Source organism: Streptomyces sp. NPDC032126 (assembly GCF_055580085.1).
Genome location: NZ_JBVIMA010000001.1, coordinates 300000 through 318134, shown reverse-complemented (window position 1 = coordinate 318134; position 18135 = coordinate 300000). Strand labels below are relative to the sequence as shown.

Sequence of the window (18135 nt, the reverse complement as noted above, 5' to 3'; positions counted from 1 at the left end):
TGGAAGAGTCGTATCCATGCAGGTCTGGCCTGGAGAGGCGTACCCCCTCGGTGCCACGTACGACGGCGCCGGCACGAACTTCGCGGTCTTCACGGAGGCCGCGGACCGAGTAGAGCTGTGTCTGCTGCACGACGACGGCTCGGAGACGGCGGTGGAACTGCGCGAGAGCGACGCGTTCGTCCGGCACGCGTATCTGCCGGGCGTGATGCCCGGCCAGCGCTACGGCTACCGGGTGCACGGCCCCTACGACCCCGGTCGCGGGATCCGCTGCAACTCGGCGAAGCTGCTCCTCGACCCGTACGCGAAGGCGATCAGCGGGTCCGTGCGCTGGGGCGAGGAGGTGTACGGCTACCACTTCGACGCGCCCGAGAAGCGCAACGACCTCGACTCGGCGCCGCACACCATGGCGTCGGTCGTGGTCAACCCATACTTCGACTGGGGCGACGACCGGCCGCCGCGCACCGGCTACCACCACACGGTGATCTACGAGGCCCATGTGAAGGGCCTCACGATGCGCCATCCGGGGCTGCCGGAGGAGCTGCGCGGCACCTACGCGGGCCTCGCGCACCCGGCGGTCATCGACCATCTGACCGAGCTCGGGGTGACGGCCCTGGAGCTGATGCCGGTGCATCAGTTCGTCAACGACCACCGGCTGGTCGACATGGGCCTGAACAACTACTGGGGCTACAACACGATCGGCTTCTTCGCCCCGCACAACGCCTACGCCTCCTGGGGCGACCGCGGGCAGCAGGTGCTGGAGTTCAAGTCGGCGGTGCGGGCGCTGCACGAGGCGGGCATCGAGGTCATCCTGGACGTGGTCTACAACCACACCGCCGAGGGCAACCACCTGGGCCCGACGCTGTCCTTCCGGGGCATCGACAACCAGCGCTACTACCGCCTCACGGACGACCCGCGCTACTACATGGACACCACAGGCACCGGCAACTCCCTGCTGATGCGCTCCCCGCACGTCCTGCAACTGATCATGGACTCGCTGCGGTACTGGGTCCTGGAGATGCATGTCGACGGGTTCCGCTTCGACCTCGCGGCGACCCTGGCCCGGCAGTTCCACGAGGTGGACCGGCTGTCGTCGTTCTTCGACCTGGTCCAGCAGGATCCGGTGGTCTCGCAGGTCAAGCTGATCGCCGAGCCGTGGGACGTGGGCGAGGGCGGCTACCAGGTGGGCAACTTCCCGCCGCTGTGGACCGAGTGGAACGGCAAGTACCGCGACACCGTGCGCGACCTGTGGCGGGGCGAGCCCCGCACGGTCGGGGAGTTCGCCTCCCGGCTGACCGGCTCCTCCGACCTCTACCAGGACGACGGCCGCCGCCCGCTGGCCTCCATCAACTTCGTGACCTGCCACGACGGCTTCACCCTGCACGACCTGGTGTCGTACAACGACAAGCACAACCAGGCCAACGGCGAGGACAACCGGGACGGCGAGAGCCACAACCGGTCCTGGAACTGCGGGACGGAGGGCCCGAGCGACGACCCGGAGGTGCTGCGGCTGCGCGCCCGCCAGATGCGCAACTTCGTCGCCACGCTGATGCTGTCCCAGGGCGTCCCCATGATCAGTCACGGGGACGAGTTCGCGCGCACCCAGCGGGGCAACAACAACGCCTACTGCCAGGACAGCGAGCTGGCGTGGGTGGAGTGGCCCGAGGGCGGGCACGACCTGCTGGACTTCACGCGCGCGCTGGTGCGGCTGCGCAAGGAGCATCCCGTCTTCCGGCGGCGGCGCTTCTTCCACGGGCGGCCCGTGGAGGGCACCCACGACGACCTGTCCGACATCGCCTGGTTCACGCCCGAGGGCCGGGAGATGACCCAGCGGGACTGGGACTCGGCGCAGGCGTCGGCGCTGACGGTGTTCCTCAACGGCAACGCCATCTCCGAGCCGGGCGCCCGGGGGGAGCGGGTCGCCGACGACTCGTTCCTGCTGATGTTCAACGCGTCGGCGCGTCCGCTGGAGTTCGTGGTGCCGGTGGATCACGGGCGGCAGTGGGGGGTGATCGTCGACACGGCGCAGGAGGGGGTGGTGGCGGAGGGAGCGAAGGTGCAGGCCGGGGATCGGTTGACGCTGGTGGATCGGAGCATGGTTGTTTTGCAGCGGCCGGCTTAGCGTCCGGGGGGGCGGAGCGTGGCCGGCTGCGGGTCCGTGTGGGCTGATCGCGCCCACGCGGCGGTAGCCGCATATGGACGACAGCCCCGCGCCCCTTGGGTGGGTCCTGGGTACGTAGGTTCACATGAACCCTGCGTCTGCGCTTCCCACCGCCACCTATCGGCTCCAGCTCCAGCCCGCCTTCCCGTTCGCCGCCGCTGCCGACGCCGTGCCGTACCTCGCCTCGCTCGGGGTGTCTCATCTGCATCTCTCGCCCGTCCTGGAGGCCGTGCCCGGGTCTTTGCACGGGTATGACGTCGTCGATCACGCGTGCGTGCGTGAGGAGCTCGGCGGGGAGCGGGGGCTGCGGGAGCTGGCGGGCGTCGCCCGGGACCACGGGCTCGGGCTCGTCGTGGACATCGTGCCCAACCACATGGCGATGGCGCCCCGTCACAACCGCGCCCTGTGGGAGGTGCTCAAGGAGGGGCCGCGATCGCCGTACGCGCGCTGGTTCGACATCGACTGGGAGGCGCGGGGCGGGCAGGTGCTGCTGCCCGTGCTCGGCGCGCCGGTCGGGGAGGAGCTGAAGCGGCTCCGGGTCGAGGCAGGGGTGCTGCGCTACTACGACCATGTCCTGCCCTTGCGGGAGGGCACCGAGGAGCTGCCGCTGCCGGAGCTGCTGGACGCCCAGTGGTACCGGCCGGTGTGGTGGCGGCTGGCCCGCACGGAGCTGAACTACCGGCGGTTCTTCAGCATCTCGGAGCTGATCGGGGTGCGGGTGGAGGACCCGGCGGTGTTCGAGGCCACGCACGGCACGATCCTGCGGCTGCTGCACGAGGGTGTGCTCGACGGGCTGCGCGTCGACCACCCGGACGGCCTCGCCGACCCCGACGCCTATCTGGAGCGGCTGCACGCGGCGTCCGGGGGCCGCTGGACCGTCGTGGAGAAGATCCTCGCCGACGGGGAGCGTCTGCCGGCCTCCTGGCCCGTCGCCGGGACCACCGGCTACGACGCCCTGCGGCACGTCGACGGGCTGTTCGCCGACCCGGCCGGCGCCGCGGACCTCCTCGCCCGCTACCGGCGTTTCGCGGCCCCGCAGACGGACCGGGGCGGCGACTGGGACGCGACGGTACGACGGGCCGCGTACGCGGTCCTCACGCACGAACTGGCCGCCGAGCTGGACCGGCTCACCCGGGCGGCGGTACGGGTCTGCGACGCCTCTCCCGACCCCTCGCTGCGCGACCGGGCGCCCTGGGCGCTGCGCACCGCCCTGGAGGAGCTGCTGGTCCGGCTGGAGGTGTACCGGCCCTACGCCTCCACGGACGCGGCCGTCGTGGTCACCGAGGAGGCCGCCGCCGGGGCCCGGCAGGCCTTCGTCGTGCCCGAGGAGGCCGGCGCGGTCGACGTCGTGCGCGACCTGGTGCTGGGGCGGCGCGGCGGGGACGGGCCGGAGCACCGGGACTTCCGGGCCCGGTTCGCGCAGACGGCGTCCGCGCTGCGCGCCAAGTCCGTGGAGGACACGGCGTTCTACCGGTACGTGCCGCTGCTGTCGGCGACCGAGGTGGGCGGCGAGCCGGACCGGCCGGCGGTGTCCCCGGACGCCTTCCACGCGTACTGCGCGCGCGTGCAGCGCGACTGGCCGCTGACCGGGACCGTGGTGTCGACGCACGACACCAAGCGCAGCGCGGACGTGCGCGCCGCGCTGGCCGTGCTCACCGAGTGCCCGGAGCGCTGGGACGCCCTGCTGGCCGAGGTGGCCCGCCCGGAGGACGTCGCGCCGGACGGACAGCTGGCGTGGGCGGCCTGGCAGACGGTGTTCGGGCTCGGCCCGGCGGCGCCGGAGCGGATCGGCGAGGCGCTGCTGAAGCATGTGCGCGAGGCGGGCCTGTACACGAGCTGGACGGAGCAGGAGCCGCCGTACGAGGACGCGGTGGCCGCGTTCGTCGCGGCGGGGCCGTGTGGGGCGCAGGGCGCGCGGGTGGCCGCGCTGCGCGCCGACCTGGAGCCGCACATCCGGGCCAATGTGCTGGGCACCGCCCTGGTGCACCTGACCATGCCGGGGGTGCCGGACGTCTACCAGGGCACCGAGGGTGAGTACCGCGCCCTGGTGGATCCCGACAACCGGCGGCCGGTGCGCTTCCCGCCCGAGGCGGCGGGCGAGAAGAACGCGCTGACCTCGGCCGCGCTGCGGCTGCGCGCGCGGCGGCCGGAGGTGTTCGGGGCGGCGGCGACGTACGCGCCGCTGCCGGCCGAGGGGCCGGCGGCGGACCACTGTCTGGCGTTCTCCCGCTCCGGCGCGGTGGTCACCGCGGTGACCCGGCTGTCGCTGCGGCTGACGCGGGCGGGCGGCTGGCGCGACACCCGGCTGCCGCTGCCGCCGGGACGCTGGCGGGACGTCCTGCTGCCGGAGCGGGAGTTCGCGGGACACGCGCGCGTGGCGGAGCTGTTGGAGCACGTGCCGGTGGCGTTGCTGGAGCGGGTGGGGTGAGGGGGCCCTGGGTGGGGTGCGTCGGGGTGCCGGGGCGGGGCGGGTGCGGGCACCCGGGGCGGGGCCGGTGACCTTTCCGGAGCGGGCGGGGGAGGTGGCAGCCGGTGCGCGCAACCGGGCGCCCCCGGGAGCCTCCCCGGGGTGTCCTTGACACCGCTCCGCGTCCGTGGGGTACTGCGGATGCGAAGCCGGGCTGGATGAACGACGGGGGTGAGTGTCCTGCCGGTGCTGCGCTATCCCACGGTGCCCGAACTGACCGCCTCCGCCAGGGCGTTGGCCGCGCTGCGGCCCGGACTGTGCACCCTGCGCCAGGTGGGCCGGTCCCGGGCGGGCCGCCCGCTCCACCTGCTGTCCGTGGGCCACGCCCGGCGCGCCGTGCTCGTCGTCGCGGGCGCCCACGCCAACGAGCCGACCGGCGGCCCGGCCCTGCTCGCGGTCGCCGAACGGGTGCTGCGGGAGCCGGAGTTGCTGGACGGCACGTCCTGGCACTTCCTGCTCTGCGCGGACCCGGACGGGGCCAGCCTGCATGTGACCCCGGCGCCGCGCAGCCTCCTGGAGTACCACCTCGGCTTCTACCGGCCGACGGCGCCGGAACAGCCCGAGTGGTCCCCCGCCGTCCTCCCGCCCGACCGGCTGCCGCCCGAGACCCGCGCCCTGACCCGCGTCATCGACGAGCTGCGGCCCTACCTCCAGGTGACCCTGCACGGCACCGATCTGGGCGGCAGCTGGGTGCAGTTGACGAAGGACGTCCCCGGACTCGCCGAGCCCTTCGCCCGGTCCGCGGCGGAGCTGCGCATCCCGGTGGAGACGGGCGCCTCGGACGCGGCGGGCTGGCCGTCCGCCGGTCCCGGCGTGCATGTGATGCCCGGCCCGGGGGCGGGCGCGGCGTATCCGAGCATGCCGGACGACGCACGGCACAGCACCTGGTACCACGTCCACCGGTACGGCGGTCTGACCGCGGTCGTGGAGGTGCCGATGTGGGCGAGCGACCTGGTGCACGACCAGGCCCCGCATCCCGCCCCGGCGGCGGCGATACGGGGCCTGGCGCGCCGTCTGCTGCGGGACGGGCGGGAGGTCGAGCAGGTGCTCGCGGAGGCGCTGCCCCGCCTGGAGGACGCCGACGGGCCCCTGCTGCGGGCGGCGCGGTGGGCGCTGGAGCTGGTGCCGGGGCTGGCCGAGGACTGGACCCGGGTGCCGCCGGCGGACACCACGCGCGCGTACGTGGGGAGCGTGGACGCGTACGCGCGCCGGCTGCCGCTGCGGGCGGCGGCGATGCTGCTGCGCGTCCTCCAGGAGCGGGAGGACCACGCGGCGCCCCGCCTGGAGCACCTCGTCGCGACGTGGAGCGACTCCTTCGCCCGCCGCTTCCACGCGCGCTGGGTCCCGCTGGAGCACCAGGTGGAGCACCAGTCGCGCACGGTGGTCACGGCGGCCCTGCACGCCCGCGCGGTGTCCTCGACACCGCCCGCCCGCTGAGAGACCGCCGCGCCACCGGACGGGGCTCGGGGTGGCATCCTGCTGCCGGTCACTCGTCCAGGGCGAACACCGCTCCCGTCTCCGCGTCCATCTCGCAGCGGTTGGCGAACGTCTGCGTGTAGTGCACGGGACGCCCGTTCCAGCGGCCCTCCGCGCGGGCGGTCACCGGGGCGTAGACGAGGGGGCAGACGGCGTCCCGCCGCACGGGGAGGGCCGTGATGTCGCCGTCGGTGTCCGTCAGCGCCGCGCAGGCCTCGGCGGCGCGGGAGTGGCCCTGGGGCGGGTCGCACATCAGGAGGGTGCCGCGCATGTCGCCGGAGCGGGCGTCGCCCCGGCTGACGGACAGCTGGAGCCAGTTGCCGGGCCAGGTGGCATGGGGAATCGCCCGGGCGTGGGCGGGGGCGGCGGCGAGCAGAAGGAGGGCCGCCGCGGACAGGGTGGTGCGGGTGAGGAAGCGGTTCATTCCCGATGCATCGGCACGGCGGCCTGTGCGCCCCACCCCGGCTCACCCGAACGGGGGCGCGACGCTGTCCGGCGGCCCGCCAGCTCGAACGCGGCGAGCACCACCCGCGCCTGGTACTCCGCCTGCCGCGCGACCGGGATCCAGCGCGCCCCGAGGCCCTCGCGGAAGTCCGCGCACCGTGCGTCGATGAGCCGGTCCAGCTCCGGCAGGGCCCCGGCCGGGTCGGCCCCGGCCGCCCGGACGAGCTGGTGCAGCAGTCCCGCCGTACGCGCGGCGAGGCGGCGGCCCGCGATGCCGAGGGCCGCCAGATGGGCACAGGTGAGCGGCGGCAGGGGGCGGGCGGGGTCGGCGGTGGCCGGGTCCCAGGCGTCGGCGAGGCCGGGGCAGACGAGGGCGTAGTCGTCGATCGGGGCGAGCAGGCGGTCCGCGTCGGGCAGCGCGACGAGCTGCGGGCGCACGCGCGCGAGGAGCCGCTCCAGCCGCCGGGCGTCGTGGCGCAGGGTCGCGCTGACGGCGCGCAGGACGGCGTCCCGGTCGGCGGGCTCGGAGCCGTCCGCGACGGCCGCCACGCCCCACATGGGCGCCTCGACGATCGCGGTCACCGTGCCGTAGCGGTGGGGGTGGAACCAGGTGGACTCGACGGCCGCCTCGGTGATCGCGGCGGCGAGGTCGCCCCGGCGCGGCGGGGGGATCCGGTAGACGGCGGGGCCGAGGGCCGGCCAGTACAGGGTGTCGTAGGCGCCCAGTTCGCGCGGGATACCGAGGCGGGCGGCGGTGTGCGCGACGCGCCGGTCGAGGCCGGGCAGGTCACGGGTCAGCTCGACGAAGCCGCCGCCGACGTCGACGCCGTGCAGCGAGCACTGGAAGAAAGGTTTCAGTTCGTCCTGGAGGGCGATCAGGGCGCGGGTCTCCGGCAGGGCGGCCCGGTCCGCGCCCTCGGGCAGCCACTCGGGCTGTTCCAGGAAGCCCGGGCGGAAGAAGTGCCGGAAGTAGCGGCCGAGGCGGTAGGGGCCGGACAGCCAGCCCTCGTTGCGGCGCAGACCGTCGGGGTCGAGGCAGAGCAGCAGATGCCAGGTGGCGTCGGCGCCCTCGGTGAGCCGGGGGTCGGCGAGGGCCCGCTCGGCGAGCCGCAGGACGGTGGCCCCGCCGACGGGCTCGTTGGCGTGCGGGCCGGCGACGACGAGGGCGTGGCGGTCGCCGTGGCCGACGGAGAGCAGCCACAGCGGCGTGCCGGCCCGGGAGGTGCCCACGCGGCGCAGCCGGGCGTCACGGGGGTGGCGGGCGGCGAGCGCGGCGGCCCTGGCGGCGAGCTCGTCCACGGTCGGATAGCGCGGGAGGGGCGGCAAGCACACCTCCCCAGTGCGGCGCCGGTGCTTCACCCCGGGTCGCGGCGGGTCCACGGGGAGTCATCACAGTGGGTCATGGCACGGGGGTACGTCAACACCGTGGAGAGGAGCGGTGTTTGAGACACGCTGACCGGATCCGGCGGGTCGTCAGCCGGCCGACAGGCGGAACGCCATCCGGCCGAAGGAGACCTGGTCGCCCTCGCGGACGACGATGGCACCGACGACCCGGCGCCCGTTGACGGTGGTGCCGTTGGTGGAGCCGAGGTCCCGCAGCACCCACAGGCCGCTCTGGAGGCTCAGTTCGGCGTGCACGCGCGAGACCGTCTCGTGGGTCAGCCGCAGCCCGTTGGCGGGGTCACGGCCGATGCGCAGGGGGTGGCCGGTGCCGGGGTGGGGCAGCATCAGCTTGGGCAGCCGCTCGGCCTGCCAGGCCCTGCGCAGCCGTACGGTGAAGCCGGAGACGGCCTCCACGGTGCCGAGGACGACGCGGGAGAAGCGGTTCTCCTGGGGGAGGTCGGCGGTGAGCGCGGCGAGTTCGTCCGAGCGGCGGGCGGCGAGGGCCAGCTCCATGCGGCGGATGAACGTGTCGTGCGACAGGCGTCCCAGGGCGACGCCGTCCCGCAGCACCTTCAGCGCCTTGTCGCGCTCCGCGTCCGACAGCCGCGCGGGGTACGTGTTGAACTCGAAAGACGACGTCACGCACGTGATTGTCGGTCAGTGAACCCCGGGTGTCCAGAAAACGGGAAAACGGCGGCACGCGCGCGTGCGAGGCGACACCCGCCGCCCGCGCCTGCACGATGGACGGGCCAGGGCCTGCCCGGCCGATCCGTCGCCGTCGCTCTCCCGCGGCCCGGTCCGCCGGAGAGGCCCTGCGTCCCGATGAGCAGACGAAGGGGAACGTCCGTGCAGTTCGAGGTGTGGGCACCGCAGGCCGATCGTGTGACGCTCCGGTGCGACGGGGTCACGCGCGCGATGGAGCGCGATCCGGAACGGGTGGGGTGGTGGCGGGGCGAGGCGGAGGCCGGGGACGGCTCGCGCTACGGGTTCGCGGTGGACGACGGCCCGGTGCTGCCCGACCCGCGCTCGCGCCGTCAGCCCGACGGCCCGGACGGCCTGAGCACCGTCGTCGACCCCGGGCGGTACGCGTGGCGTGCCGAGTGGCCGGGACGGCCGCTGCGGGACGCGGTGCTGTACGAGCTGCACGTGGGCACGTTCACCCGCGAGGGCACCCTGGACGCGGCCGCCGGGCGGCTCGGCCATCTCGCCGGACTGGGCGTCACCCACGTGGAGTTGATGCCGCTGTGCCCGTTCCCGGGCCGGCACGGCTGGGGCTACGAGGGGGTGTCGCTGTGGGCCGTGCACGAGCCGTACGGCGGCCCCGAGGCGCTGAGGCGGTTCGTGGACCGGGCGCACGAGCTGGGGCTCGGCGTGGTCCTGGACGTGGTGCACAACCATCTGGGCCCGTCCGGCAATTACCTGCCGGCGTTCGGCCCGTACTTCACCGACACGCACCACACGCCGTGGGGCGCCGCCGTGAACCTGGACGCGCCCGGCTCGGACGAGGTGCGCGCGTATCTGGTGGGCAGCGCGCTGGCGTGGCTGCGGGACTACCGGCTGGACGGGCTGCGGCTGGACGCGGTGCACGCGCTGCGGGACACGCGCGCGTACCCCTTCCTGGAGGAGCTCTCCGCGGCCGTGGACGCGCTGGCCGTCGACACGGGCCGGCCGCTGTTCCTGATCGCGGAGTCCGACCTGAACGACCCGCGGCTGATCACCGCGCGCGCGGAGCACGGCCTGGGGCTGCACGCGCAGTGGAACGACGACTTCCACCACAGCCTGCACACCGCGCTGACCGGCGAGTCGCAGGGCTACTACGCGGACTTCGCGCGCACCCCGCTCGCGGCCCTGGCGAAGACCCTGACGTCCGGCTTCTTCCACGACGGCACGTACTCCTCCTTCCGGGGCCGCCGGCACGGGCGGCCGCTGGATCGCGCGCGCGTGGCCGGGCACCGGCTGCTGGGCTACAGCCAGACCCACGACCAGGTCGGCAACCGCGCCCAGGGCGACCGGCTGTCCGCGTCCCTCTCCCCCGGCCTGCTGGCCTGCGCGGCGGCGCTGACCCTCACGGCGCCCTTCACGCCGATGCTGTTCATGGGCGAGGAGTGGGCCGCGGGCACGCCCTGGCAGTTCTTCACCGACCACACGGATCCCGAGCTCGCGGAGGCGGTACGGCGGGGCAGGCGCCGGGAGTTCGCCGCGCACGGGTGGGCCGAGGAGGACGTGCCCGACCCGCAGGACCCGGCGACCCGCGAGCGCTCCTGCCTGGACTGGTCCGAGCCGGAACGCGCCCCGCACGCGCGCGTGCTGGCGTGGTACCGCGACCTGATCGCGCTGCGCCGCGCCCACCCCGACCTCACCGACCCGGACCTCGCCGACCTGCGCGTCGCCTTCGACGAGGCCGCCCGCTGGATCGCCGTCCGGCGCGGTGACGTACGCGTGGCGGTGAACCTGGGAAAGGAGCCCGCGGCGATTCCGCTGGGGTCGCGTCCGGCGCGGGTGCTGGCCGCGTGGGAGCCGGTGGATGGTCCGGGGGACGACGGGCTGTTGCACGTGCCCGGGGAGTCATGTGTGGTGCTGGAGCAGGAATGAGCGCCTGAGGAGCCGGGGGTGCGCTCGTACGGCGGCTGCGGGTCGTCTGGGAGCCTCGCGCAGTTCCCCGCGCCCCTTGGGTGGGATCACTCGCCTCGAATGAAAGTTGACGATCCGTCAGGTTGCCTCGTCGTCGGGGAGATCCGTGACGCGCTCCAGGAGGATCGGCTCCCAGGCGTGACGGAGCTGGGTGCGCAGCGCCGGCAGGGGGTCCGTGCCGCGGCCGTCCAGGCGCGCCGCGAGGGCGATCACCGTGTCGCAGCGGGCCAGCCACAGGCCGCGCAGGCAGGGGCGGGCGCCGTAGCCGGCGAGGGTGGCGGCGCGCACCGCCGTGGGCGAGCCGACGGCGCGGGCGAGACCGGCGATGTCCTCGGCGGGGTCCCCGAGGACCGCGTCCGTCCAGCCGAGGACGCCCCGTACCCGGCCGTCGGCGCCGACCACGAGGTGCTCGGCGCGCAGCCGGTGGTGGACGAGCACGGCCGTACCGGGCTGGGCGGCGAGCTGGGCCGCGCCGGGCGGCGTGAGCTGGTGCAGCCGGGCGGGGTCGAACTCGTCGGCGGCCGCGAGGCGGGCCGCGGACTGCACGGCCATCCTGCGCAGCGCCTCCAGGGAGCGCGGGGCGGTCCGCGGCACGCCGAGGGCCTCCGCCTGCCGGGGCGGCACCTCGCGCAGCCCGGTGAACAGCCCGGCGAGGTCGCCCTCGCCGGCCGCGGACACGTCGTGCTCCCCGGCCGTGCCGCCGGGCACCAGGGTGTCGAGGGTGCAGGACAGTCCCGGGGACCAGTCGCCGTGGGCCACGCTGACGGGCACGGCGAGGGGGATGTGCGGGCGGACGAGGTCGCGCAGCCGCAGCTCGCGGCGCTGGCGGACGGCCGTCTCCCGGTCGGTGGCGAGCCGCAGCACATGGCGGTCGCCGACCCACCAGGTGGAGTGTCCGCCGCCCTCGGCGACGGGGCGTACGTCGGGTCCGCCCGCGCCGGCCGGGGCCGGTTCCTCCTTGAGGAAGGTGCGGACCAGTCTGCGGACGGTGTCCGCGGTGGGTGTCGGTGCCTGGGTCATCGATCGCGCCGTCGTCGCAGGGGTGGGTGCGGGCTCCTGGTGTCGGTCAGTCCACTATGACCATCTCGCGGGTGGTGTCGTTGAGCCGGCGGCCGCCGTCCTCGGTGACCGTGACGATGTCCTCGATGCGCACCCCGAAACGGCCGGGCAGGTAGATGCCGGGTTCCACGGAGAAGCACATGCCGGGGACGAGCGGCTGCTCCTCCCCCTCGATCATGTACGGCGGTTCGTGGGTGGTCACGCCGATGCCGTGCCCGGTGCGGTGGATGAAGTACTCGCCGTAGCCGGCGTCCGTGATGACCGCGCGGGCGGCCCGGTCGACGTCCTGGCAGGCGACGCCGGGCCGGACGGCCCGGAAGCCCGCCTCCTGGGCCTCGCGGACGATGTCGTGGACCCGCCGCTCCTCGTCGGTGGGTTCGCCGACGTGCACGGTGCGGCTGGTGTCGGAGCCGTAGCCGTCCTTGAGGCCGCCGAAGTCGAGGACGACCATGTCGCCGCGCTCGATGACCCGGTCGCCCGTCTCGTGGTGCGGATTGGCGCCGTTGGGGCCGGAACCGACGATGGTGAAGTCGACCTGCTCGTGCCCGTGCTCGCGCAGCAGCCGGGCGAGGTCGGCGCCGACCTCGGACTCCCGCCGGCCGGCGAAGCGCACGCCGCGGATCTCCTCGAACGTCGCGTCCGCGGCCGCCCCCGCCGCCGCCATCAGTTCCAGCTCGGCGGCGTCCTTGACGGCCCGCAGCATGGGCAGGGCCTCGGTGAGGGAGGCGTAGGAGGTGCCGGGCAGGGCCCTCTGCAGGGCGAGCAGGTGCAGGGCCCAGGCGTTGTCACTGACGCCGAACCTGCCGGTGGCGTCCAGGAGGGCCGCGGTGGCCGCGTAGGGGTCCTTGCCGTCGGTCCAGTCCCGCAGGGTCAGCGCGGGCGCCCCGGTCGCCTTCGCGGCGTCGGGGGCCTCCAGGGCGGGGACGACGAGCTCGGGGTTCTGGCCGGGGACCAGGACGAGCAGGGTGAGCCGCTCGGTGACGGCGGTGGGCGCGTAGCCGGTGAGCCACACCAGGTCCGGTCCCGGCGCCACCAGGAGCCCGGCGAGTCCCGCGTCGGCGGCCGCGCGCGCGGCCCGGTCCATACGGGACCGGTAGTCGTCGGCGGTGAACGGCGCGGGCGTACGGCCGGTCATCCGGACCTCCCTCGATGAAGACGACGAAAACGGGTGAGGACCACGGGCAGCATCCTGCCGGTCCGACGGATGCCGCGCGAGCCGATCCGCTCAGCGCGTCCCGCCCGGGCCCGCCCGGTCAGCCCTCCAGCGCCATGCGCACGCCCAGGAGGAGCAGGACACCGCCGGAGACCTGCTCCAGGCGACGGCGCACCCCGGCCCGGGACAGCACGGCCTTCAGCCGGCCGACGAACCACACGTACAGGCCGTAGTAACCGACTTCGTACACGGCCCAGAGGGCGGCCAGGCCGACCATCGCCGGCAGGTGCGGGGCGCCCTCGGGAACGAACTGCGGCAGGAAGGACAGGGCGAACACGGCCGCCTTGGGGTTGGCGAGGTTGAGCAGCAGCCCGGCGCGGTACGAGGACCGGCCGCTGCGCTCCGGAGCCACCAGGCCGCCGCCTCCGCCGCCCCCGTCCTCGCCGGTGTCCTCGCCCTCGCCGCCGCTCCGTCCGCGCCGCGCCTGCCGCAGCGTCTGGACGCCGAAGGCGATCAGGACGATCCCGCCGCCGACGCGCATCACGTCGTACGCCACCTGCGAGGCCGTGAGCAGCGCGGTCAGACCGAGGGCGGCGACGAGGCCCCAGATGAAGACTCCGGTCTCGTTGCCGAGGACGGTGAGGAAGCCGGCGCGGCGGCTGCGCAGCGACTGCCGGACGATCAGTACGGTGCTGGGTCCCGGCGAGGCCGCGATGAGGGTGCAGGCCCCGAGGAAGGCGAGGAGGGTGCTCGGCATGAGGTCATCGTGACGCGGGCGGGCGGGGCGGACCAGTGTTTTTCGCGAAGCCGTCGAGCCCGCGCGCGGCGACCCCGGTCGGGTACGGGGCGTCGGCTCAGGTGACGACGCCGGGAACGATCACCAACTGCTGATAGCCCCCACTGGTATGACGGACCGTCAGTTTGTACTCCCGGCCGGGACGGGCCTCGTCGACCGCCCGGACGAGGTCGGCCGCCGACTCGACGCGGGACGTGCCGAACCAGAGCAGGACGTCGCCGCGCACCAGGCCGGCGGTGTAGCCCGGGCCGGGGATGTGCACGGCGATCACCTGGGCGCCGGCCTTCTCGGCGTCCACGGCCTCCACGCCCAGGGTGGCGGCGGGGGCGGCCGCCGGGGTGGCCCCCGGCGGGTGGGCCGCGCCGGAGGGGAGCCCGATGCCGGGCGCGGACTGCCCACTGGTCTGCGCGCCGGTCTGCCGGCCACTCTTCCCGGGGGTCTGCCCGGGGGGCTGCCCGGCGGCCTGGCGCTGGAGCTCCGCGAGCTTGCTCATGCCGATCACCGTCGCGCCCACGGTGCCGAGGCCGACCCCGGCCAGCACCAGGACGGTCGCGACGAACAGGCAGAACAACAGGGTCGTCAGTCGCCGGCCCCGCCGGCGCGCGGCGTGCGGCCGTCGGCCCGGGGCGCCGGACCTCCCGCCGCTTCCGCCCTCGGCGGACGGTTCCTGACCGGGCATGGGCTTGGGACGCAACGCAGTCTGTTCCATGGGGATCGCCTCCGGCTGGTGCTCTACCCGGCCGACCGGCACCCGAAGGACCACGAACGAGTGAGACTGACCGGCGGTCAACGGAGGAAGCCGCCCCGACCCACCCCCTCCCCCCGGCTCACGCCCCCATGGACAACGCCGTCACCAAGGCCGCCGCCGCACCCGTCGGGGCGGTCGCGTGGACGAGTTCCACGCGGTGGACGACGCGCGGGTGGGTGACCGGGACGGCGGTCGTGCCGGGGGCGTTCTCGGCGGCGGTGCGGGGCAGCAGGGTCAGGCCGTGGCCCTGCGCGGCCAGCGCGGTCAGCGCGCGGATGTCCGTGCCGTCGTAGCGCAGCGCGGGGCGGAAGCCGTGGCCGCCGGTCGCGGCGCGCAGCTGGGGCAGCGGCAGGCCGGCGTCGGGCGCGTCCAGCCAGCGCGCGTCCGCGAGGTCGCCGAGGCGCAGTCGTGGGCGCCCGGCCAGGGGGTGGGCGGCGGGCAGCAGCACGCACACGGGCTCCTCGGCGACGCCGTAGGTGGTCAGGGGCGCCACGTCGGGCAGCCGCAGCGGGTCGCTGGGCGCGGCCAGCCCGTCGACCAGGCCGACATCGGCCGTGCCGGCGGCGACGGCGGCGGGCACCTCGTCCCGGGTGAGCACGCGCAGCGTGACCCCGGCGGGCGGCAGCGCGGCGAGGACGCGGGCGCCGAGCGCGGTCGGCGAGGCGGCGAGCGTCAGTCCGTGGGCGGGCGCGGCGGCCATCCGGGCGATGTCCGCGCGGGCCGCGTCCAGCCGCAGCAGGAGCGGCGCCGCGTGCTCCAGGAGCCGCTCGCCGGCCGGCGTGGGGGCGACGGGCCGGCGGGTGAGCAGCGGGACGCCCAGGTCCTGCTCCAGCGACGCGATGTGCTGGGAGACGGCCGACTGGGTGTAGCCGAGTGCGCGGGCGGCCTCGGAGAAGGAGGCGAGGCGGGCGACCGTGACGTAGGTACGCAGGAGGTGGGGGTCCATCCGACCAGCATGCCATCAGCAACCCTTATGGAAGGTGCAGCAATCATCGTTGGACGTGAACCCGGGGTGGTGCCCACGATGGGGCCATGACCGACACCGCAGCTCAGATCGCCAAGGTCGCCCTGGTCGGCGACCGCTCCCCCAACGTCGTCTCGCACACCCGCGTCCCCCTCCTCCTGGAGTCGCTCGCCACCCGGGAGCGGCTGGTCCTGGACCCGTACTGGATCCCCTCCGAGGACGCCGAGGCGCCCGGCGCGGTGCGGGGTTTCGACGCGGTGTGGGTGGTGCCGGGGAGTCCGTACCGCAGTGAGGCGGGAGTGCTGGCCGCGATCCGCACCGCACGCGAGGACGGCATTCCGTTCCTCGGCACGTGCGGCGGCTTCCAGCACGCCCTGCTGGAGTTCGCCCGCCACGCCTGCGGCCTGCCGCACGTGGCGCACGCCGAGAACGACCCGGACGCCGACGACTTCCTCATCGAGCCGCTGGCCTGCTCGCTGGCGGGCCACGAGGACACGGTCACGCTGGAGGAGGGCTCCCTCGCGTACACGCTGATCGGCGCGGAGCGCACGGTGGAGCGCTACTCCTGCCACTACGGCCCGTCCCGGCACCTCGACACCCTGCGCGCGCACGGCCTGCGCTTCTCCGGCCACGACGGCTCGGGTCAGGTGCGGATCGCCGAACTGCCCGGTCACCCCTTCTTCCTGGCCTCGCTGTTCCAGCCGGAGCTGTACGGCGACGGCACGCGCCCGCACCCGATGATCCTGGGGCTGGCGCGTGCCGCGGTCGAGCACGCGGCTCGCGCGCGGGCGGTTCAGCCCGTGTGACCCGAGTGGCCTCCGTGGGGGTCGTGGGAGGCGCCGTGGTCGAACTTCAGCGCCTCCGGCGGCAGGACCACGAACGGCCGCATCATGCCCATGTCCTCGTGTTCGAGGAGGTGGCAGTGGTACATGAAGCGGCCGTACGCCCCGTCGAACCGGCCCATGACACGCAGCGCCTGGTTGCCCGGCACGCGGAAGACGTCCTTGAGGCCCTGCTCGTTGGGCGCGAGCGGGATCTGTGTGCCGGGGTCGAACCGGATCGGCGTGCGGGTGCCGCCGACCGCCGGGTCGAAGCCGGAGACGTCGTACGGGTCGCGGCCGAGCAGCTGGAAGTCGGCCAGGTGGATGTGCATGGGGTGGACGATGGGCGCCAGGTTGAGGAAGGTCCACTGTTCGTGGCTGCCCTCGGCGATGGTGAAGCCCAGCCCGTCGTTGAAGGTCCGCGCGGTGCGCCGGTACGTCTTCGTGGTGCCGTCGGCCCCGGTGACCTGGATGACGCCCTCGGCCGGGAACTGGATGCCGCTCGCGTCCTCGATCGGGGTCATCTCCCAGATCTCGGGGTGTCCGCCGCCGCCCTTGGTGGCCGGCGGGGTGAGCACGATCAGGCGGTGGCCGTGCGGGGTGTCGTGGGTGAGCCGGCGGAAGGAGCCGGAGAGCACCTCGGGCAGTTCGAAGGCGTCCGGCTCGCAGGACTCCCCCACGCGGAACTCCAGCACCGCCGGATACCGTACGTTGCCCACCGGGTCGGGCACCCCGGCCGGCTGGTTGGGGCCCTTGTTGACCAGGCGCAGGGTGCGGCCCGCGAGGGCGCGGAAGTCGACGAGCAGGTCGAAGCGCTCGGCCGGCGCGGCGGTCAGTGTGGGCAGGGTGGCGTCGAAGTCGATCCGGACGGGGCGCGGCAGCAGTCCGCCGTCGCTGCCGATCTGGTGGACGACGCCCGGTACCGGGTTGTCGTCCTCGTCGACGAGGACGAGGTTGTAGATGCGCGCGTTGGAGGCGTTGACCAGCCGGAAGCGGTACCAGTCGTTCGCCACGTCGGCGTACGGCCAGATGCGGCCGTTGACCGTGGTGTACGGGCCGGTGAACGGCACGCTGACCGGCTTGCCCGTCTCCGGGTTGCTCGCCTGGACGACGATCGTCTTGTGCAGCAGCCGTCCGTTGAGACGGCCGTCCTCGTCGGTGTCGAGGTTGCGGTCGGCGATCAGCAGCGGGATCTCCCGGTCCCCGGAGGGCAGGTGCAGGGCGTCCTCCTCGTCGTCCCGGACGAGGTAGGTGCCGTACAGGCCCGTCATCACGTTCCACCGGGTGATGTTCATGGCGTGGTCGTGGTACCACCACTGCACCGCCTGGTGCTCGTTGGGGTACTCCGAGAGCTGGGCGTCGCCCGAGCCCACGGCGTTGTCCGCCCAGCCGTCGTTGCCGCCGCCCGTCTGGGCGCCGTGCAGATGGGTGACGGACCAGGCGGGCAGGGCGGCGACGTCCGGATCGGGGGCGATGCCCTCACGGCCCGGCTCGGTGGAGGCGGGCGCGGTGCCCGGGGCGCGGGCGGGCACGCCGACGGCGGTGACCGGGTACTCGCTGCCCCGGGGGATGCGGTTGGTCCAGGCGATGCGCACGCGCTGTCCGCGCCGCACCTCGATGGTCGGGCCCGGCACCCGGCCGTCGTAGCCCCACATCAGGGTCGGCGGCAGCTGCGGGTGCAGGCGCACCCAGGTGGGGCGCAGGGCGATCTCGGTCTCCTGCGTCACGTCGGTGGACGCGGGGCGCAGGATCGGCGGGACGGTCAGCGGCGCCACATACGGCGTCAGCTCGCCCGGCGCCGCGCCCGCCGGGACGGTATCGGCGATCTGCTCGATGACATCGGTCAAGGTCGAACACCCCCGTTGTGTTCTGTGGTCGGTCCGAGTGGGTCTGTCGTCGTTCCCCACACCTCAGAAGACTCCTGACGCCTCGCCAAGGTTCCCGGATTGCCCCCTTCCGCATGGGAAAGGCCGGAAAGCACCTTATGGAAGGAGTCAGTCCGGTTACCAAGGAGTCAGTCCGGTTGCCGGTGGCG

Annotated in this window: 14 protein-coding genes; 5 read left to right on the top strand and 9 right to left on the bottom strand. The window is 74.4% G+C overall.

What is annotated here, in order from left to right; genetic code table 11:
• The first annotated feature begins 16 nt into the window (after positions 1–16).
• From glgX to ACZ5NW_RS01300, 3 genes are all read left to right on the top strand, one after another.
• Positions 17–2119 carry a glycogen debranching protein GlgX gene (glgX, locus tag ACZ5NW_RS01310; RefSeq protein WP_468741619.1) on the top strand — a complete coding sequence of 701 codons (2103 nt, stop codon included), beginning with the start codon at positions 17–19 and terminating at the stop codon, positions 2117–2119.
• 124 nt (positions 2120–2243) lie between these two features.
• Positions 2244–4586 (top strand): malto-oligosyltrehalose synthase, encoded by a 2343-nt coding sequence (gene treY, locus ACZ5NW_RS01305; RefSeq protein WP_468741618.1) that lies wholly within the window; start codon positions 2244–2246, stop codon positions 4584–4586.
• A gap of 210 nt (positions 4587–4796) precedes the next feature.
• Positions 4797–6062, top strand: a complete 1266-nt coding sequence (locus ACZ5NW_RS01300) for a M14 family zinc carboxypeptidase (protein ID WP_468741617.1) — start codon at positions 4797–4799, stop codon at positions 6060–6062.
• A gap of 49 nt (positions 6063–6111) precedes the next feature.
• Here the strand turns inward: ACZ5NW_RS01300 and ACZ5NW_RS01295 are convergent, their stop codons facing one another.
• The 3 genes from ACZ5NW_RS01295 to ACZ5NW_RS01285 all read right to left on the bottom strand — a co-directional run bounded on the left by ACZ5NW_RS01295 (position 6112) and on the right by ACZ5NW_RS01285 (position 8570).
• Positions 6112–6525 (bottom strand): SSI family serine proteinase inhibitor, encoded by a 414-nt coding sequence (locus ACZ5NW_RS01295; RefSeq protein ID WP_468741616.1) that lies wholly within the window; start codon positions 6523–6525, stop codon positions 6112–6114.
• Positions 6522–7844 carry a M14 family zinc carboxypeptidase gene (locus tag ACZ5NW_RS01290; RefSeq protein WP_468742951.1) on the bottom strand — a complete coding sequence of 441 codons (1323 nt, stop codon included), beginning with the start codon at positions 7842–7844 and terminating at the stop codon, positions 6522–6524. The genes ACZ5NW_RS01295 and ACZ5NW_RS01290 overlap by 4 nt, the downstream gene beginning before the upstream one ends.
• 174 nt (positions 7845–8018) lie before the next feature.
• Complete coding sequence (locus ACZ5NW_RS01285; protein WP_468741615.1) at positions 8019–8570, bottom strand: FHA domain-containing protein; 552 nt, start codon at positions 8568–8570, stop codon at positions 8019–8021.
• A gap of 204 nt (positions 8571–8774) precedes the next feature.
• Here ACZ5NW_RS01285 and treZ point away from each other — a divergent pair, with 204 nt between their 5' ends.
• Entirely contained in the window at positions 8775–10520 is a 1746-nt protein-coding gene (treZ, locus tag ACZ5NW_RS01280; RefSeq protein ID WP_468741614.1) for a malto-oligosyltrehalose trehalohydrolase, read from the top strand.
• 117 nt (positions 10521–10637) lie between these two features.
• On the opposite strand, the gene ACZ5NW_RS01275 is transcribed toward treZ, so the two are convergent.
• From ACZ5NW_RS01275 to ACZ5NW_RS01255, 5 genes are all read right to left on the bottom strand, one after another.
• A complete protein-coding gene (locus tag ACZ5NW_RS01275) occupies positions 10638–11579 on the bottom strand; it encodes an aminoglycoside phosphotransferase family protein (RefSeq protein ID WP_468741613.1) in 942 nt (313 codons plus the stop codon).
• Between the two features lie 46 nt (positions 11580–11625).
• A complete protein-coding gene (locus ACZ5NW_RS01270) occupies positions 11626–12753 on the bottom strand; it encodes an aminopeptidase P family protein (RefSeq protein WP_468741612.1) in 1128 nt (375 codons plus the stop codon).
• 118 nt (positions 12754–12871) lie between these two features.
• On the bottom strand, positions 12872–13528 hold the full coding sequence (locus tag ACZ5NW_RS01265) for a LysE family translocator (RefSeq protein ID WP_468741611.1): 657 nt from the start codon (positions 13526–13528) through the stop codon (positions 12872–12874).
• 97 nt (positions 13529–13625) lie between these two features.
• Complete coding sequence (locus tag ACZ5NW_RS01260) at positions 13626–14276, bottom strand: PDZ domain-containing protein (RefSeq protein ID WP_468741610.1); 651 nt, start codon at positions 14274–14276, stop codon at positions 13626–13628.
• 118 nt (positions 14277–14394) lie between these two features.
• A complete protein-coding gene (locus ACZ5NW_RS01255; protein ID WP_468741609.1) occupies positions 14395–15261 on the bottom strand; it encodes a LysR family transcriptional regulator in 867 nt (288 codons plus the stop codon).
• 86 nt (positions 15262–15347) lie between these two features.
• On the opposite strand from ACZ5NW_RS01255, the gene ACZ5NW_RS01250 reads away from it, so the two are divergent.
• A complete protein-coding gene (locus ACZ5NW_RS01250; RefSeq protein ID WP_468741608.1) occupies positions 15348–16085 on the top strand; it encodes a CTP synthase C-terminal region-related (seleno)protein in 738 nt (245 codons plus the stop codon).
• On the opposite strand, the gene phsA is transcribed toward ACZ5NW_RS01250, so the two are convergent.
• Positions 16073–17947: an O-aminophenol oxidase PhsA gene (gene phsA / locus ACZ5NW_RS01245; protein WP_468741607.1), complete on the bottom strand. Its 1875-nt coding sequence runs from the start codon at positions 17945–17947 to the stop codon at positions 16073–16075. The two genes, ACZ5NW_RS01250 and phsA, sit on opposite strands and share 13 nt — an antisense overlap.
• Between the last annotated feature and the right edge of the window lie 188 nt (positions 17948–18135).

Bases quoted from the DNA above. Each gene is read 5' to 3' on its own strand.
- glgX (WP_468741619.1), top strand. From the start codon at position 17: ATGCAGGTCTGGCCTGGAGAGGCGTACCCCCTCGGTGCCACGTACGAC.
- treY (WP_468741618.1), top strand. From the start codon at position 2,244: ATGAACCCTGCGTCTGCGCTTCCCACCGCCACCTATCGGCTCCAGCTC.
- ACZ5NW_RS01295 (WP_468741616.1), bottom strand. From the start codon at position 6,525: ATGAACCGCTTCCTCACCCGCACCACCCTGTCCGCGGCGGCCCTCCTT.
- ACZ5NW_RS01275 (WP_468741613.1), bottom strand. From the start codon at position 11,579: ATGACCCAGGCACCGACACCCACCGCGGACACCGTCCGCAGACTGGTC.
- ACZ5NW_RS01270 (WP_468741612.1), bottom strand. From the start codon at position 12,753: ATGACCGGCCGTACGCCCGCGCCGTTCACCGCCGACGACTACCGGTCC.
- ACZ5NW_RS01265 (WP_468741611.1), bottom strand. From the start codon at position 13,528: ATGCCGAGCACCCTCCTCGCCTTCCTCGGGGCCTGCACCCTCATCGCG.
- ACZ5NW_RS01260 (WP_468741610.1), bottom strand. From the start codon at position 14,276: ATGGAACAGACTGCGTTGCGTCCCAAGCCCATGCCCGGTCAGGAACCG.
- ACZ5NW_RS01255 (WP_468741609.1), bottom strand. From the start codon at position 15,261: ATGGACCCCCACCTCCTGCGTACCTACGTCACGGTCGCCCGCCTCGCC.
- ACZ5NW_RS01250 (WP_468741608.1), top strand. From the start codon at position 15,348: ATGACCGACACCGCAGCTCAGATCGCCAAGGTCGCCCTGGTCGGCGAC.